Source organism: Dysgonomonas sp. PF1-14 (genome assembly GCF_029892965.1).
Classification (GTDB): Bacteria; Bacteroidota; Bacteroidia; order Bacteroidales; family Dysgonomonadaceae; genus Dysgonomonas.
Map to the genome: position 1 here is coordinate 72,976 of NZ_JARXWN010000008.1, position 16,729 is coordinate 89,704.

Annotated in this window: 19 protein-coding genes and 1 tRNA gene; 12 read left to right on the forward strand and 8 right to left on the reverse strand. The window is 38.3% G+C overall.

What is annotated here, in order from left to right; translation table 11 throughout:
* Positions 1-102: 102 nt before the first annotated feature.
* Positions 103-294, reverse strand: a complete 192-nt coding sequence (locus tag M2448_RS11090) for a hypothetical protein (protein WP_280646874.1) — start codon at positions 292-294, stop codon at positions 103-105.
* A gap of 273 nt (positions 295-567) precedes the next feature.
* Here M2448_RS11090 and M2448_RS11095 point away from each other — a divergent pair, with 273 nt between their 5' ends.
* Together M2448_RS11095 and M2448_RS11100 are read left to right on the forward strand one after the other, a co-directional pair.
* Positions 568-2,244: a putative transporter gene (locus M2448_RS11095; RefSeq protein ID WP_280646873.1), complete on the forward strand. Its 1,677-nt coding sequence runs from the start codon at positions 568-570 to the stop codon at positions 2,242-2,244.
* 3 nt (positions 2,245-2,247) lie between these two features.
* Positions 2,248-2,715, forward strand: a complete 468-nt coding sequence (locus tag M2448_RS11100) for a hypothetical protein (RefSeq protein ID WP_280646872.1) — start codon at positions 2,248-2,250, stop codon at positions 2,713-2,715.
* A 5-nt stretch (positions 2,716-2,720) separates the two neighbouring features.
* Here the strand turns inward: M2448_RS11100 and M2448_RS11105 are convergent, their stop codons facing one another.
* The 4 genes from M2448_RS11105 to M2448_RS11120 all read right to left on the reverse strand — a co-directional run bounded on the left by M2448_RS11105 (position 2,721) and on the right by M2448_RS11120 (position 8,540).
* Positions 2,721-3,746, reverse strand: a complete 1,026-nt coding sequence (locus M2448_RS11105) for an acyltransferase family protein (RefSeq protein WP_280646871.1) — start codon at positions 3,744-3,746, stop codon at positions 2,721-2,723.
* Positions 3,747-4,027: 281 nt separating this feature from the next.
* Positions 4,028-5,221, reverse strand: a complete 1,194-nt coding sequence (locus tag M2448_RS11110; RefSeq protein WP_280646870.1) for a pyridoxal phosphate-dependent aminotransferase — start codon at positions 5,219-5,221, stop codon at positions 4,028-4,030.
* 31 nt (positions 5,222-5,252) lie between these two features.
* The gene (locus M2448_RS11115; protein ID WP_280646869.1) at positions 5,253-6,470 is read right to left on the reverse strand and encodes a bifunctional 3,4-dihydroxy-2-butanone-4-phosphate synthase/GTP cyclohydrolase II; all 1,218 of its coding nucleotides are present in this window, start codon (positions 6,468-6,470) and stop codon (positions 5,253-5,255) included.
* Positions 6,471-6,488: 18 nt separating this feature from the next.
* Positions 6,489-8,540 carry an LptF/LptG family permease gene (locus M2448_RS11120; protein WP_280646868.1) on the reverse strand — a complete coding sequence of 684 codons (2,052 nt, stop codon included), beginning with the start codon at positions 8,538-8,540 and terminating at the stop codon, positions 6,489-6,491.
* 370 nt (positions 8,541-8,910) lie between these two features.
* On the opposite strand from M2448_RS11120, the gene M2448_RS11125 reads away from it, so the two are divergent.
* From M2448_RS11125 to M2448_RS11135, 3 genes are all read left to right on the forward strand, one after another.
* Positions 8,911-8,984, forward strand: a tRNA-Met gene (locus M2448_RS11125).
* Between the two features lie 301 nt (positions 8,985-9,285).
* Positions 9,286-9,579 (forward strand): helix-turn-helix domain-containing protein, encoded by a 294-nt coding sequence (locus tag M2448_RS11130; RefSeq protein ID WP_280646867.1) that lies wholly within the window; start codon positions 9,286-9,288, stop codon positions 9,577-9,579.
* The gene (locus M2448_RS11135) at positions 9,576-9,869 is read left to right on the forward strand and encodes a helix-turn-helix domain-containing protein (RefSeq protein ID WP_280646866.1); all 294 of its coding nucleotides are present in this window, start codon (positions 9,576-9,578) and stop codon (positions 9,867-9,869) included. The genes M2448_RS11130 and M2448_RS11135 overlap by 4 nt, the downstream gene beginning before the upstream one ends.
* A 61-nt stretch (positions 9,870-9,930) precedes the next feature.
* On the opposite strand, the gene M2448_RS11140 is transcribed toward M2448_RS11135, so the two are convergent.
* On the reverse strand, positions 9,931-10,530 hold the full coding sequence (locus M2448_RS11140) for a site-specific integrase (protein WP_280646948.1): 600 nt from the start codon (positions 10,528-10,530) through the stop codon (positions 9,931-9,933).
* A gap of 436 nt (positions 10,531-10,966) precedes the next feature.
* Between M2448_RS11140 and M2448_RS11145 the strand changes: the two genes are divergently transcribed.
* Genes M2448_RS11145 through M2448_RS11155 form a run of 3 tightly spaced genes read left to right on the forward strand, consistent with a single transcriptional unit; the run spans position 10,967 to position 14,187 of the window.
* Positions 10,967-12,211, forward strand: coding sequence for an ABC transporter permease (locus M2448_RS11145; protein ID WP_280646865.1), 1,245 nt, complete (start codon positions 10,967-10,969; stop codon positions 12,209-12,211).
* 5 nt (positions 12,212-12,216) lie between these two features.
* Complete coding sequence (locus M2448_RS11150; protein ID WP_280646864.1) at positions 12,217-13,461, forward strand: FtsX-like permease family protein; 1,245 nt, start codon at positions 12,217-12,219, stop codon at positions 13,459-13,461.
* A 6-nt stretch (positions 13,462-13,467) separates the two neighbouring features.
* The gene (locus tag M2448_RS11155; RefSeq protein WP_280646863.1) at positions 13,468-14,187 is read left to right on the forward strand and encodes an outer membrane lipoprotein-sorting protein; all 720 of its coding nucleotides are present in this window, start codon (positions 13,468-13,470) and stop codon (positions 14,185-14,187) included.
* Positions 14,188-14,673: 486 nt separating this feature from the next.
* Here the strand turns inward: M2448_RS11155 and M2448_RS11160 are convergent, their stop codons facing one another.
* Positions 14,674-14,895: a hypothetical protein gene (locus M2448_RS11160; RefSeq protein ID WP_280646862.1), complete on the reverse strand. Its 222-nt coding sequence runs from the start codon at positions 14,893-14,895 to the stop codon at positions 14,674-14,676.
* Positions 14,896-14,958: 63 nt separating this feature from the next.
* Positions 14,959-15,777: an XRE family transcriptional regulator gene (locus M2448_RS11165; RefSeq protein WP_280646861.1), complete on the reverse strand. Its 819-nt coding sequence runs from the start codon at positions 15,775-15,777 to the stop codon at positions 14,959-14,961.
* Positions 15,778-15,884: 107 nt separating this feature from the next.
* On the opposite strand from M2448_RS11165, the gene M2448_RS11170 reads away from it, so the two are divergent.
* The 4 genes from M2448_RS11170 to M2448_RS11185 are packed head-to-tail and all read left to right on the forward strand — an operon-like array spanning position 15,885 to position 16,717.
* The gene (locus M2448_RS11170) at positions 15,885-16,103 is read left to right on the forward strand and encodes a hypothetical protein (RefSeq protein WP_280646860.1); all 219 of its coding nucleotides are present in this window, start codon (positions 15,885-15,887) and stop codon (positions 16,101-16,103) included.
* Positions 16,100-16,264, forward strand: a complete 165-nt coding sequence (locus M2448_RS11175) for a hypothetical protein (RefSeq protein ID WP_280646859.1) — start codon at positions 16,100-16,102, stop codon at positions 16,262-16,264. The genes M2448_RS11170 and M2448_RS11175 overlap by 4 nt, the downstream gene beginning before the upstream one ends.
* 4 nt (positions 16,265-16,268) lie before the next feature.
* Positions 16,269-16,463, forward strand: coding sequence for a hypothetical protein (locus M2448_RS11180; protein WP_280646858.1), 195 nt, complete (start codon positions 16,269-16,271; stop codon positions 16,461-16,463).
* Complete coding sequence (locus M2448_RS11185) at positions 16,463-16,717, forward strand: hypothetical protein (protein WP_280646857.1); 255 nt, start codon at positions 16,463-16,465, stop codon at positions 16,715-16,717. The genes M2448_RS11180 and M2448_RS11185 overlap by 1 nt, the downstream gene beginning before the upstream one ends.
* Positions 16,718-16,729: the final 12 nt, after the last annotated feature.

Here is a 16,729-nt window from a genome sequence, read left to right on the forward strand (position 1 = left end):
CTTGCTCCCGCAGACCTCCAGTCTGTGTGTCGCATAGCAAAAAGACAGATTGTTTTATAAGATGTTCACGCCAGCGAGGGTTACGCTAAGACGCGCATTCTATTAAAATTGTTTTATTATCTCAAACTCATATTCATCTGCCCGAACGTACCTTGCTGTTCCATAGTAAATTGTCGTCAACAATAAATCCTTCAATATTAGCCCGAGATTATCGATACTCTCTTTCGATTCCGTCTGTATAGAGATCATTAATTCTTTTTCAATATATGCCCAAAACAATAATCTATATTCCATAAAGTATGTGTTATATACCTCTCTGTGTATATACTATAGCAAATATATATAAAATAATAAGACGTACTTTTTATAAACAGTTTTATCTATACAGCAACCAATAGCGATTGGTGATTGTAATCAACAAAAAATAGCGGAAAACAGTGCAAAATGCGTAAGCTTTGTAAGGTTTTAGTTAAAATAACTAAGAGAGCCAAATGATGAAACATATTGATGTGTATTTAGTGTAATAATTGTCTTACCTTTGTCCCCCGTTTATAAGGTAAAAGCATTATGGATTGGTTAACGGAAACCATACTCGAACCCTCATCGGTTCAGACGATTATAATTATATCCATTGTTTCAGCTATCGGGATACTGCTGGGTAAGCTGAAACTGTTTAACATATCGCTCGGAATCACCTTTGTATTCTTCGTAGGGATTCTCTTCGGGCACATCAACCTCGATATCAACAGGGACATGCTATCCTTCGCCCAGAACTTCGGGCTGATACTCTTTGTATATGCACTGGGGCTACAGGTAGGGCCGGGCTTCTTCTCTTCGCTAAAGAAAGGCGGATTGCAACTGAACATGATGGCACTGGGCGTTATCTTTATCGGACTGATACTCACCGTTATACTAAGCTATGCGAGCAATATATCCCTGCCTAACATGGTCGGTATATTGTGCGGAGCTACAACCAATACACCTGCGCTGGGTGCTGCACAACAGGCTCTGAAACAGATAACGGGTGGAGACATGAAAGCTGTTGCCGATATGGCGCTTGCCACTGCCGTAGCTTATCCGCTGGGGGTAATAGGCGTTATACTGGCTATCATATTTCTAAGGAAGTTCTTTGTACCGAAAGACACCCTTACCAAGTCACACGAGAAGAAGGACAACAATATGCATGTGGGCGAGTTCCACATCACCAATCCGGCTGTGGAAGGCAAAAGCATACGCGACATTATGCAGCTCACATCGAAGCATTTCGTTATCTCTCGCATCTGGCACGACGGGGTAGTGACGATACCCACTTCGGAAAGCATCCTTCGCCACAACGACCATTTGCTGATCATATCCAAAAAGTCGGATGTAGAGCACATCAAGGTATTGTTCGGCGAGCAGGAAAATGTAGACTGGAACAAGGAAGACATAGACTGGAACCATATAGATAACAGCCAACTGGTATCGCGCCGCCTGATAGTGACCAACAGTAAGGTAAACGGCGTAAAGCTGGGAACACTGAAGCTGCGCAATAATTATGGCATAAACATTACGCGTGTAAATCGTGCAGGTATAGACCTGCTGGCATCGCCTGACCTGTCGTTGCAAATAGGCGACCGCCTGACCGTTGTGGGCGAAAAGGCGTCGATAGACAACGTAGCGAAGATAATAGGTGATGAGATAAAACGCCTCGACAAACCGAACCTGATAGCCATCTTTCTCGGTATCGCTCTGGGGCTGATATTGGGAGCGTTGCCCCTACCCTTTCCTGGAATGACTTTTCCTGTGAAACTAGGTATTGCCGGAGGGCCTATTATTGTGGGAATACTGATGGGCGCATTCGGCCCGCGCTTCCACATCACTACATATACTACGCAGAGTGCCAATCTGCTGATGCGCGAGTTTGGCCTTACGGTCTATCTGGCATGTCTGGGTATAGGAGCCGGCGAGCATTTCTTCGAAACGGTGTTCCAGACCGAAGGACTTATATGGATAGCTTTCGGCTTTATACTCACCGTAGTGCCTGTGCTGATCGTAGCGCTGATAGCTATGAAAGTGTTCCATCTGGAATATTCTAAAAATGTGGGTATGCTCTGCGGAAGTATGGCAAACCCTATGGCACTGAACTATGTAGATTCTATAATAGACGATGACGAGCCGTCTGTGGCCTATGCGACCGTATATCCGGTGTCGATGTTTACCCGCATCGTATTTACGCAACTACTGCTAATGCTGTTTATATAACAGATGAGGAGGACTAAAATACAGGACACACTTACCGAAGCCATACCTGCATTACTCACCTTGCAGGACGACTTCTTCATTATCGGGGCTTCGGCTGCCATCCTGAGTGGAATAGAGATAGGCGACACAGGGGATATAGACATACTGAGCTCAACAGCAGATGCACAAAGACTGAAACAACTCTGGGATGAAAAGATGGTAACCAACCCGCAGATGAAAGAGTCGCACCTCTTCAGATCAGACTTTGCCCGCTACAGCTTTTCACTGATGGACATAGAGGTAATGGGAGACCTTTACCTGTGCAGCGAAGGTGCATGGAAAAAAATAGAAGTACAGGAGTACACCTGTTTCGGCATCGACGGACTACAGATCAAAGTGCCTACCATCGCGGAACAGATACGGATACTCGACCTGTTTGGGCGCCCGAAAGACCAGCAAAGAAGAGAGATAATAGTCAATAGTAAGGTCTAAGACAATTACCTGCCTCCGGTTACCACTTTGTAAACAGGTGTCAGATAGCGGTTCAGGAATATACCTGTCACAGCACAGATTACGACCGTAATAAGAGGTGTCAGCAGATAAGAAACCTGTCCGTTGATCACAGCGTATTCAGCCTTGGTAAACAGAGCCATTGTTCTCATTACAGCCTTATTTACATAAAGCATCAACGGCTTGTGCATAAGATAGATAAAGAATGAATAGGTGATAATGGACGACCGCGCAAACCAGTCGATATATTTATAGAAGCAGTCGTAAAGCAACCACACCGACACCAGCCCGCAAACAATAGACAGATTCCGTACAACAGACATGGCAAATTCGTGTTCTTCCAATACGATACATGCCACATAGGCAAAAAATACCCACAGAAAGGTGGATGCGGCAAGTAGAATCCGGTTGCCGTTGTAGTATGGTATACGGATATCATGCATAGCAATAAACGCACCGACAGAGAAGAAGGTAAGACTGATAAGCGGCCAGTCTATCTTATGGTACAACAGCAACCACGCCAGTAGCAGAACAGCAATATACAGGAATTTCCCGTTCTTTACCAAGTAGCAAACCAATGGCGATAGCAGACACAGCAACATCAGGTAGCGGAGAAACCACAGATGGAACGGAATGGGTTCGGCAAGCCATACCCAAAGTACTTCCCCCGCATTCGAAAATTGAGATATGTTAAAGGCTGCATAGACCGTTATAACCAAAGCCGATATTAACAAATAAGGGATAAGTAATGTGCGTACCTTTTTCCGCAACATCGTACTATATCCCTGAGGGTTGAACTCTTCTTTCTTGCGAAAGAAAAAGAACCCCGAAATCATAAAGAACAAGGGATTAGCTACATAACATAATCCTTTGGATATTACGGTTTTCATAATATATGGCCATGAGCCATGAGGGGATAATATCCCGAAATAATTATGGATCACGATCACCATAATTATTAACAGAAATGATAACAAGCGCAGCTTGTTGCTCAGATATTCTGATATAGGCATAATATAGTCTTTGTAAAGCTGTCTTATCTGTATAACAAATCCTTATCCTGAAAGGGATTACCAATACGCTATGAAATAAGCGCTACCTTATGTTCCGGGCTCAATAAGGGGTGCTATTATTACAGCTTTAGATTTTTCGTTTGTCTTCTGCAGTTTGTCCTATAGTGTCCGCATGTCTTGTCTTCTACGGTCTTGTCTTCTGCAAATAATAAGGGATAGCCGGTTAGTGTTATGTCTCGGCTATCCCGCAATATAGCCTGTGTCGGGGAAGATAAAAGTATTTACTTCAACTTACCCAGTGTTTCTTTTACTCTTCTCATTGCCTCTACTATATTTTCGTCGGAGGTAGCATAAGAAAAGCGAATGTAGTCGGGTGCTTCAAAAGCCAGACCGCCTACACAGGCAACGTGCCCTTCTTCGAGCAAGAACATTGCCAGGTCGGCCGACGAGTTTATCGTCCTGCCATTGTATGATTTGCCAAAGTAATAACTGCACTCGGGGAACAGATAAAATGCTCCTTCGGGCTTGTTTACTTTGAATCCTTCTATTTCGGATGCCAATTTCACGATCAGGTCGCGGCGGCGCTGGAAAGCCTTACGCATATCTTCTATACATTGCTGATCGCCCAGATAGGCGGCTTCGGCAGCTTTCTGTGCTATAGAAGATGCGGCTGAGGTATATTGCCCCTGCAACTTGTTACAGGCCGATGCTATCCACTGCGGTGCAGCCATCCATCCCAAACGCCAACCGGTCATGGCATACGCCTTAGACACGCCGTTGATGATAACAACGCGGTCGTGTACGTTTGCAAACTGGGCTATACTTTCATGTTTTCCTATATAGTTGATATGCTCGTATATTTCATCGGCTATGATAATGATATTAGGATACTTAGCCAATACGTTGGCTATGCCTTCAAGTTCTGCTTTGGAATATACGCTTCCGGTAGGATTGGACGGAGCACAGAGTATAATAGCTCTGGTTTTAGGTGTAATGACAGCTTCGAGCTGAGCGGGCGTAATCTTAAAGTCCTGCTCGATATCGGTATGTATAACCACACTCCTACCCTCTGCCAGTTTCACCATTTCTATATAGCTCACCCAGCATGGCGCAGGAATAATGACTTCATCGTCCTTATCGACTACTGCCAACAGTGCATTGCAAACCGATTGCTTGGCTCCTCCCGAACAGATGATCTGTTCCGGCTTGTAGTCGAGTCCGTTCTCGTTTTTCAGCTTCCTGCTGATAGCCTGACGCAACGACATATAACCCGGCACCGGGGTATAGAACGAAAAGTTGCTGTCAATGGCCTTTTGTGCAGCGGCTTTTATGTGATCGGGCGTGAAGAAATCGGGTTCTCCTACACTCAGATTGATCACATCAATCCCCTGAGCTTTCAGCTCATTACTCTTTTGCGACATAGCCAGAGTCTCTGATTCCGCAAGACTTGCTATACGTTTTGATACTTGTGACATAGTTCATAGTTATAAGTTAAACATCTGAAGATTAATCCACATTATGCAAATCGTGTCCCATACGCTCTTTCTTGGTGTGCATATAGAACTCGTTATATTTATTAGGTGTTATTTCGATCGGCACATTATCTACAACAGTCAGTCCGAACGATTCCAGTCCTCTCCGTTTCACCGGATTGTTTGTCAACAGGCGCATTTTAGAGACTTGCAGATCGCGCAATATAGCGGCTCCCACTCCATAGTCGCGCTCGTCGGCACGATAGCCCAGATGCAGATTTGCATCTACTGTATCGAATCCTTCTTCCTGTAGCTTGTAGGCTTCCATTTTAGCCATCAGCCCAATACCGCGTCCTTCCTGATTGAGGTACACGATAACTCCTTTTCCTTCTTTCTGTATCATCTGCATCGACTTGTGCAGCTGTTCGCCACACTCGCATCGGTACGACCCGAATATATCACCTGTGACACACGATGAATGCACCCTGACCAATATCGGTTCGTCTTTTTCCCATGTGCCTTTTATCAGCGCTACATGGTCGAGCCCTGTCGACTTCTGACGAAACGGGATCAGGCGAAAATCGCCGTATGCTGTCGGCATCTTTACCTCTGCTCCTTTTTCGATAAGCGATTCACGCTCTAAGCGATAACGGATGAGGTCTGCGACTGAAATCAGTTTCAGATCGAATTTGTCGGCCATCTCTTTGAGTTCGGGCAGGCGTGCCATTTCTCCGTCTTCTTTCTTTATCTCTATCAGTACTCCTGCCGGATACATTCCTGCCAGACGCGCCAGATCGACGGCGGCTTCGGTATGCCCTACGCGGCTGAGTACTCCTTTATCTTTTGCCTTTAGCGGGAAGATGTGTCCGGGGCGGCCAAAGTCTTCGGGTTTGGTATCTTTCTTGGTTAGTGCCAATATGGTTTGCGCACGATCGTATGCCGAGATACCTGTGGTAACTCCGTTCTTCAGCAGGTCGATAGATACTGTAAAGGGCGTGGAATGCGTAGCGGTATTGTGGGTAACCATCATCGGCAGATCGAGTTCTTCGCATCGTTCGGCCGTAAGCGGTGCACATACCAGTCCTCTGGCATGTGTCTCCATAAAGTTTATCTTTTCGGGGGTAATGGCTTCTGCTGCAATAATGAGGTCGCCTTCATTTTCGCGGTCTTCGTCGTCTACAACTATTACAAAGTTTCCCTTTCTGATTTCCTCTATAGCTTCTTCTACTGAATCGAGCTTTATTTTGTCCATAATAGATTTCCTTCCTATTTATGAGAATGTTATAATTTCAAGTTCTTTTTTGTCTTTTGCCATCTCCTTCTTTACAAAGAAGTACACAAGCGGATAGATGGTAAATGATAATATTCCTATAATAATGTGATACCATCTGGATTTGCTCTTTATATCTTTATAGAATGTACTGTAATACATCATCGAACGTACGTAGAACGGTATATATATAAGTATGGCGGCTATACCGATCAGCTTGGTTGCAAACAGGATAATAAACAGTATGTATGCGGCAATGGTCAGTCGCGAGCTTGCATTGTAGTAAGACTCGGCAGCATCGATATACCGCTTGTCCTGCTTGTCTATTATATCGTTGATTTCGGCTCCGCGACTTTTGAGTATGCTCAGTGATGCAAGTTGTATGTCTTTGCCGTAACCATAGTTTGAATAGTTTTGGATTATATCGCGTAGTTTATCGCTGTCCATTGCCTGTAATCCGGCCATTGTTTCGGGTTCTATAGCGAATGTGGAAACATCGGGTATCCGGCTGACAATAGCATTACGATCTTCATCGCTGATCTTCGCCGGCGATTTGATAAACAGTATCTTTCTGAAAAACTTAGAGTATGCCTCCGGATTGAACAGCGTGGAATCGTTCATTGCCTTATAGGTAAGGAATACGCCCAGCGGGAACAGCACTGCCGAACTGAGCCACATTCCCTGCCATACTTCCCATACTCCGTCGCGTGCCATCTTGTAGCCTATATTGTTTATTATATAATATATGATAAACAAACAAACGGATACTACTACGGGCATTCCCAGTCCTCCTTTACGGATAATGGCACCCAAAGGTGCACCTATAAAGAAGAATATGAGGCAGGCAAACGACAGTGTGAATTTCTGATGCCGTTCTATCATGTGGAAACGGATATTCTTTTGCAGGTTCTTTTTTTGTGTCCGTTCTATTATGTTATACTTACTGTTTTCTGCATCGTTCGAAGCCGAGCTCAGGTATTGCATCATTTCGTCTCTGCTGAATGAGCTTAACAATGAGTCGTAGTCTATCGGGGTTACAGATGCTTTTGCTTCTGCTTTCTTTTCTTCTACAGGCGGTGGTGTCTGTCCTCCCGTTGTTGCCGGAATCTGATTTTCCCGAGCAGAACGGTATGTGAGATAGGTATGCTTACCTATTATCTGACGGTCTTTGATGTTAATACTGTCGAGACGGTAAGACATAGAGTCTATAGAACGGCTCAGCTGAGCAATATTTTTAGATATCTGGGTTCCTTCCAGATTCGATTCGTCCATGCGGTCGAAGCCGGTATTGACAGATATGATTACTTCTTTTTCCTTAAAGTTCTCACGACTGTATGGTACAAACTTGGTATTGTTGCGCGAACGGGTATTGCTCAGGTCAGCCTGACGAAAGTTTGAGAATTGCTGCCCGTTATAGAGATTAAGCAACACGAAGGTTTTGTCTTCCGACCCCGTCATGGCTGCCGAGTCGCAGACAATAACGGCCATATTGTCGAAGCCTTTGGATGTGTCGTATATCATAACATCCCTGAGCATCTTGGTCTTTTTATCTTTCTCTTTTACATAGAGGCTATAGTTGGGAATACCGCTATAGAAAGAGCCTTCGGGGATATCGAGTTCTGGGGATTTTTGTTTGATAGACAGCAGCAACGATCTGAACTTAACCTGTATACGCGGCATTGCTTCGTTCTGATAGAAGAATCCTCCGATGGCAATACATGCTACAAGTATGATCAGCGGGCTCATTGCTTTGAGCAACGACACTCCGGCTGCTTTGATAGCAAGCAGCTCCATACGTTCACCCAAGTTACCAAATGCCATAAGGGATGCCAGCAGCAAGGATAATGGAAGAGCCATCGGCACAAGGGATAGTGCAGCATACAGGAATAATTCTGCTAATACGAGGTTATCCAGTCCTTTTCCTACGAAGTCTTCTACATAACGCCATATAAACTGCATGAGTACGATAAATAAACATATCGCAAATGTCATTACGAAGACAGGGAGGAATGTCTGTATAATGAATGTATATAGCCGTTTTATTCGTAGCATCGGTTATTACTGAAATTGAGTACAAAAGTAGTAAAAAGATAAATGTTAAGGGCATTATTATACGGAAAGATGTCAATCTTAAATTTTATTAGTGATTTTCGGATTGTATATGAGGCTATTCCGCTATTTTGGACAAATATTTTAATTATTTTCGCCGCAGAGGCTTGTTTTATAAAAAATAATCTTCTATTTTTGCACTCGCTAAAATGATGGCGGGATAGCTCAGATGGTTAGAGCGCATGATTCATAAACGTGAGCTTTGTGCGAAATCCATAGCCATAACGTTCTTTTATTCAGATTGTTACAATGTGTGAAAATTAGGGAAAATTTACTTGCCCCACAAATTTGCCCCACAAGTCAAAAATACTTTGGCGAGATAGCTCAGATGGTTAGAGCGCATGATTCATAATCATGAGGTCCCGAGTTCAATTCTCGGTCTCGCTACCTGGAAGTCAGCACTTTACGGTGCTGACTTTTTTCGTTAAAAAAACACACTTGCACCACAAGTAGACATTTGTTTATCATATAACGCTGTATATTAAATACTTAAGCACATTGCGATTTGCACCACAAATAAGTGATCATAAATAGCTACGGCTCTAAAGCTGAACTAACCTATTTCTTTGGCCAACTACGACAAATTACGACAAAACGCGACAATCAACGACAACTGCTTGGTAATCTATTGTTTTCATGAAAATAGTAGATATTTTCGTGATAAATTATAAACTAAAATATCATTATCATGGAAATAATACCCATTGAAAGAAAAACATTCGAAGAGCTACTAAGCTATATTGAGAGTGTAGTAGACCGGTTTAATTCATTATGCGACCGGTTGGATGATAAAAGCATGAGTCAATGGTTAGATGGGAAGGATGTGTGCAATATCCTGAACATTCAGCCCAGAACCCTCCAAACTTACCGGGACGAAGGTAAGATTGGCTTCTCGCAGATTAATCATAAGATTTTTTATAAACCCTGTGATGTGGAAAAGGTTCTAAATGCAGGAAAAATGAACAAAAATAGCAGAAAATGAAAATTGTATCTAAAGGTGACAAGAGGATTGCTGATCTGTTTTCTAAGATAGAAAATGTGAAAGGGAGGGCCGAAAAAGCATTCGAAGGGAACAGACCACTTTTTAAAGGTGAACGATACCTGACAGATGATCAGTTATCTAAAAGACTAAATCTCAGCCGTCGGACTTTACACACTTACAGGACTGAAGGTTTATTGCCCTTCATCCAATTTGGCGGCAAGGTTTTATACAAGGAGTCTGACATCGAAAATCTATTGTCTTCAAATTATGAGAAAGCTTGGAAAGAGTAAATTGCCATTCTTAAAACTAGAGAAGAGAGCTGTATAAATTGTTTATGCAGCTCTTTTTTGTTTACATAGCTACTTCTTCTGCAGATAGTCCTGTATAGTAGACAATTTGCTCTGTTGAGAAATCATCTTCTCTCATTTTACGGGCTGTATCCAATAACTGCATGTAAATGGTATATCCTTTTTTCATACGGTTTGCATGTTTGTTTGAAGTATCCAGACTATTCTCGAAGGCTGTCATCTCTCGGCCTATTTTCTGTTTAGTAATCTGAGCGTAAATTTGTGTCGTTTTTATATTTGTATGCCCTAAAACTCCCGAAATAGACTCGATGCTCACCCCATGACTCAAGGCTAAAGTGGCGAACGAATGCCGGGCTGTATGGAATGTTATTCGCTTATTTATATTGCAAATTTCATCGATCTCCTTCAGATATTCATTAGTCTTTTGATTTGTGTGGATTGGAAATAGGAATGCATCCTGCCTGTTTTTTTGATACTTCTCAATAAGTTCCAAAGGAATAGGTAAAAGAGGAATATGCGACATTTGCTTCGTTTTTTTCCTCTTAATAAAAATCCATTTTCTATTATCGAATGTAACCTGAATGTCGTCTTTTCGTAACTGAGTCATTTCCGCATAAGAAAGCCCAGTGTAGCAATAGAATATTTAAAAATTATCCGTTGAATAACAGATAATTAAAGAGAAGAAAACAAACAATGGGTAACGATTTAGAAACGAGCGAAACTCTTTGGTCTGCTTTGTTTTTCCATTGTATCAAATAACTCTAATACAAACATACATAAAAATGTGTGATATTTTAGTACATTCCATTTTTTTATAGATGGATGTGACTTAAAAGATTTACATTTGACCTTTAGAACCGTATTTTAATAATATATATTACTCTCATAGACTGCTATATCTTACTTGTTAATAGACTATTACATCTCAATAATTACTGCAAAAAAACAATGTATTCATAAATAATATAAAATATTTCACATAAATATATAGTTTATAAAATAAAATATATTATGTTTGTAAATATACAATTTAATTAACCTATTAAAAACACAATCTCAAAAGTTATAATTAGCAGAATATGAACAAAGAATATATTAAATATATTATAAGAAATATAACAAGAAAGAAGAAACAATCTATTTTTACAATTTTATGTATAGCCATTTCTTCTACAATAATCTTGAGTAATATTTCCATGAATAATGGTTTGCAATCTAAATTAAAAGAAGGCATTAATCAGGCGATATCAGGACAATTGACAATTTATAGTGCCAAGGATTCTAAAATAAATATTTTAGAGTCTCAAATGAAAGAGCAAAATCCATTTACATTGTCAGATCAAGTCTTGAATAATATAAGAAACAAAGAGAGTCTTGTTCTAAATAAACGTATTCGACTTGGTTCACTTGTATCATATTTCGATGAAACATCATATGTGAATATCCATGCCCTCGAGGACGATCACTTCAAACGAATCAAAAGTCTTTTGAGACTTAAAGAGGGCACAATGCCTAATAATGGAAAAAGTATATTAATAAGTGAGACTACATCAGATGAGATAAAATGCAATGTAGGCGATTCTATCTTGTTACTTGCAAATAATATAAATGATTATATGAGTGACGAAATTGCAATTGTTTCAGGAATATTTGAAGAGAACGGAATTGCTATATTTTTAAACTATAATGCTTTTATTCCATATACATTTGGTAAAGAACTTGTCCAGTTAGAAGATGAAACTTACCTTGAGCTAATAGTTAATTCTACTGATAATAAAGATATACCAATAGAAACTATTAAAAAAGTAAAAAAAGAAGTAAACGATGTGTCATCAGAAATACATGCAGTAAGTTGGGAGCAAACAATACCTTTATTTTATAAAATAGTACAAGTTTGGAAAGGTGGAGGATACTTCACTCAAGTTATATTTATTGTATTCAGTTTACTCATTCTTATCAACTTGACTACTCTTATAATAAATTCAAGAAAGAAAGAATTCGGAACACTATTAGCATTTGGATTCACATGGGTACAAATTGGTCTTATGATAGCTGCCGAATATGTTTTAATCACTGTCATATCTGTTCTTGTCGGATATAGTTTTATCGAATTTCTGATTGGCAGTATAGCTGATTCAGGCATATACATTGGCTCTAAAGATATGCAATCTGCACTAATGACAGAATACTTAAAACCAATAATATATATAAAAGACATTATCTATATATTAGTTTTATTCGTTATGACGACATTATTTGCTGTTTTTATAAGCATTATTCGTATCCACAAAGTGAATCCTATTTTACTAATTAATAAAAGATAACGATTATGGGATTATTTATAAAATTAGCTATACGTAATGTAAGTAGAAATATAAAATCAACTTTGCTGAATGGATTAGGAATAACGTTATCCGTTTTTGTACTGTTACTGGTTTTGTCTGTATCACAGGGAATTGAATCTCAAATTGTTTCACGAAACATTAAGTTTGAAACCGGAGCATTATCTATTGCTATAGATAAAAAAACTGCAAGCTATGAAAATGAATCTCAAGGAAACGAACTATTGGTAAATATCTATACAACACTCGATAATAATAATTTTATTGTAAGTTATTTTCCACGCATCTATATTTCAAACTCAAATATATATTTCAATGATAACTCACAAGCAATACAAATAGTAGGTATGACAGAGGAGGAATTACCTCTCATTGGAGAGATGCTGGAAATAGTTGAGGGAGAGACTGATATTGTAAACAGTAAAGGTATAATAGTTAGTAATGCTATTGCGAACACTTTAGAAGTTAAGACTGGCGATTTCTGTAATCTAATGGTTCAAACAATAGATGGATCAATAAATTTGGACGAGTTTATGATTAAAGGAATCTTTCATTATACTTCTCAGCTAAATAAGTTTTCTGTTTATGCAAATTATAGTGATGCTGAGTTTCTATATAATTGCAATTTACCTTCAAAAATATTTATTAATGTCAATTCTTTAGATAAAGTAAAAGAGATAAAAGTTGATTTACTAAACCAATTGGGCTGTCAAAATTTTGAGATAGATAATGAAGTCGAATATAATGGGATAAAAATTTCTTCTTACTTAGATCATCTGGGAATGGCAAAAGCATTATCCACTTTTAACAGATATGGAATGCTGTCAATAGTATTTTTTCTAATATTGATTTCATTTATTGGTATATGGTCAATGCAAACAGAAAATATTAATGAACGCTATCGAGAAATTGGATCATTGCTATCTTTTGGTTTTAAAAAGAAATCAGTAAAACAAATATTTTTATATGAATCAATATATATTAGTTGCATATTTTTTTTCTTGGGGCTTATTATTGTACTACTTGCTGTATTTCTTATAAAACTAAATAAGGGTATTTATTTAGGAGAGTCTGCCTCCTTTGCCTTTGGCTCAACAATAGTCAATCCTGAACTAACATTTAAGCATATATATATAGTATTTACAGTAGCTGTAATTTATCCTCTTTTAGCAACGATCCTGTCATTACTTACAATTAACAAGAAAAAAATAATTGAATTACTTAATAATTAAAATAATATGAACACGAAATTTTTAATATTACTCACTGCTTTTCTTTGCTTATTAACTAATCAAACGAAAGCAAATATGTTGACTACCGACTATTTGTCAGACTTAGATGAATCAATCTATATGGAATATGCGTCAATGAAGATGGAAATGATTAAAGATAATAGAGTAATAAGGTACTATGATATGGAATTTTATCGATCTGCTAATAAAATGCGTATGGAGTTTACAGCTCCTGCTTCGGAAAAAGGCAGAAGAATGCTTAATGATAATTCTAGCCTTTGGATGTATCTTCCTCGCACAAGTAAAGTAATAAAACTACCGTTTAAACAATCATTTATGGGGAGTGATGCTTCAAATGCCGATTTAATGCGACTCTGCTTTAAAAATGACTACGAAGTCGTAAATTCTATTGATAAAGAGAATGATATTGTACAACTTGAACTGAAAGCTAAAAATCTTGAGGTTGCATATAATAAAGTAATATTACAATATGATACAAAAAGAAAAGTTCCAATTAGTCAAGAAATGTATAGTCTTTCAAACAAATTAATAAAAACAATGATATATGAGAATATTATAAAGATAGATGGTGCTTACATCCCCTCAACAATCTTAATAAAAGAGGAGCTTCAAAAGAATACTGAAACTAAATTATATTATACTAATATAAAAAAAAGAAATGCAAAACCTACTGAATATTTTACACTTGGTTCACTAAGAAGATAGTAAATGAAAATACGTAGTATATATATCATTTTCCTCTCTATTAAGGGGTATAGTACCAAAGGACGGCAAAATATTGTGAGTGGTAACAGCTAACAGACACACTGACAGCGATAAACCTGGAACACGACTATAATCGGCTCGCAAATTTATTACTGGAATGACTGGAGAATGACTCGGAATGACTGGAAAGGATGCGAAATACGCGAAGAACGGCTCGCTGGTAACCTGTAATGACTGAATGAATAGAGAACGCATGAGAGAGGCTTGTGAGAACTGGTCTCTCTTTTTGTTGTGAAGTGTTTGCGAATTGTAACCGAATTACTATTAGATGTAACCGCATCGGTTACACTTTTTGTAACCAATATTGTAACCGTGGTTACATTGTTAAAAATTTCAAATGGCGAAACTTTAACATTTCGCCATTGCTACGGATACCAAAATCCTATATCGAATACACCGCTGCAAATATAGTGTTAAATCTTTAATTTATTGCTCTTTTTGCATATTTCTTACATCACCAGTGGTTAAAGCTGTTGTTTTTGATATCACAATTTTGTGATTGACATAATCGAACTGGTCAAACGGGTACTTATCCAGTTTTGATTTACTTACCTCTAGTACATCTTTATTAGCTTCATATAATGCCGTGAGAGAGGTATAAGTTTTTACTTTTAGAGGCTTTTGCTGTATGAGAACAAATACTTTCATAATTGCATATTAAAAAATGATTATGCAAATATAATAGCATATATTATCAAAAATGGAAAAAATCTATTTTATTCGCTTTATGTATTCTTTCATATCAGCCATATCATCTTCTAATAACTGCAACCGGCTGTAATATGTTTCATTGATGTTTTGCATTTTAGCTGAGAAATGCCATTCTGCATGGAATATATTGAATACTTCATCAGTATCTAAGTTGAAATTTGGATAAAGAGATTTTTCTATGCTATCGGATGTGCAAACAATAAAACCCTTTTCAAATCTATTCTTTACACGTTTTAAATATGCTGTACCCTCCCTGTCCACTACCAAATAGACATGCTGATCTGGCATACTTTGCCATTCTGATGGCTCTAGTAACCTTACTATTACATAATCACTATCCTGAATAGTTGGAGCCATAGAAGATCCTTTAATCCTTACACAATAATTAGTACCCCGCTTTACCATATTGGCAGGAAGTTTAATTACACCAAGCTGCTCTATATGATCGGAGTTTACAGCTCCATGTCCAGCTGCTGCATATATATCTACAATAGGTATTTCAACTGTATCAATATCCCCAGCAAAGTCAATAGGTATTATATTGCTTTTGCCTTTCTCAGAAATATCTAATACTTCTCTATTCGATAATCCTCTACATGATGAAATGAATTCATCAACACTAACGCTTTCATCATATAACGCATCTAAAGGAATACTTCTCTTATTCAAAAATTGAATATAAGCTGTGTGTATAAATTTCTTTTCTCCATTCTCAAGCTGACTTATATCTCTTTGGGATAATCCAGTTGATTCATGGATATCCTTTTGTGTAAGATTCAATAGCAATCTAGCTTGCTTTAATTTATCGTATAACAACATTATTCAATTTTTGAATGTTAATTATTCAAATAATGAATATTTATCTTGCGATATTCAATTTTTGAATATATATTTGTACCATATCAAGAACAAAAATAGGAATTAATATGGAAAAAGGAGATTATTCAGACAAAAAACAACATGGAGATGCCGGGAGAATCGCCGCGTTAATCAATCCTATACGGGTTGAGAATGGTAAAGAGCCTTATTCTTTAAGAATGATCAATGCTATGCTGGATGGTAAGAGAACCATGCCTGAATATGTAAGAGGAATAGTTGATAAATACTATTTACTACAAGACGAACTAAAATCGGTACTGATATGAAAAATTTTAAATACAAAAATTGGCTCTGTGAATGGGATGCTGAAAATCAGCAATACAATTTGTACACCCCCTCTGAGCTAGAGCAACCGAAGAGTTTTAGAGATGTAGAAATAGAATGTCAGACAATCGAACAGTGTAAAGAATTTATAAAAAACTATTAAGGCTATGAATGCAAAAGATTTAAGAATGGAACAGGTGTATCTCTGTTCGGATGGTCAAAAGACAGCTCATATGTACTACTATGGAATGAGCGAGGACAAATATATGTTTATCCCATGTCATCCGGTAAAAAAGCATTTCTGTGGAAGCCCTTGCAAGCTGGAAGAGAAAGAAGTAACCAAATTAATACGAGCAATATAATGAGCTACAATAAGAAAGAATTTCTTCTTCCTGATAGTCATAGAAGCATGGCTTGTTATCATGCAAAAATAGAAGAAGACAACGCAATGAAGCTTACTATTCATGACTGTAATAAGTCCATCAGGTTACATAATGACCTGAGTAACCCTGAAGAGGTTAAAGAAGCTTTGGATAAGCTAGGGAGTTTGGCTAAAGGAATTGCACAGCTGAGAGATCATATATTAATAAATTATTACAAGAAAAATAACCAATAAATAAAACTGTAT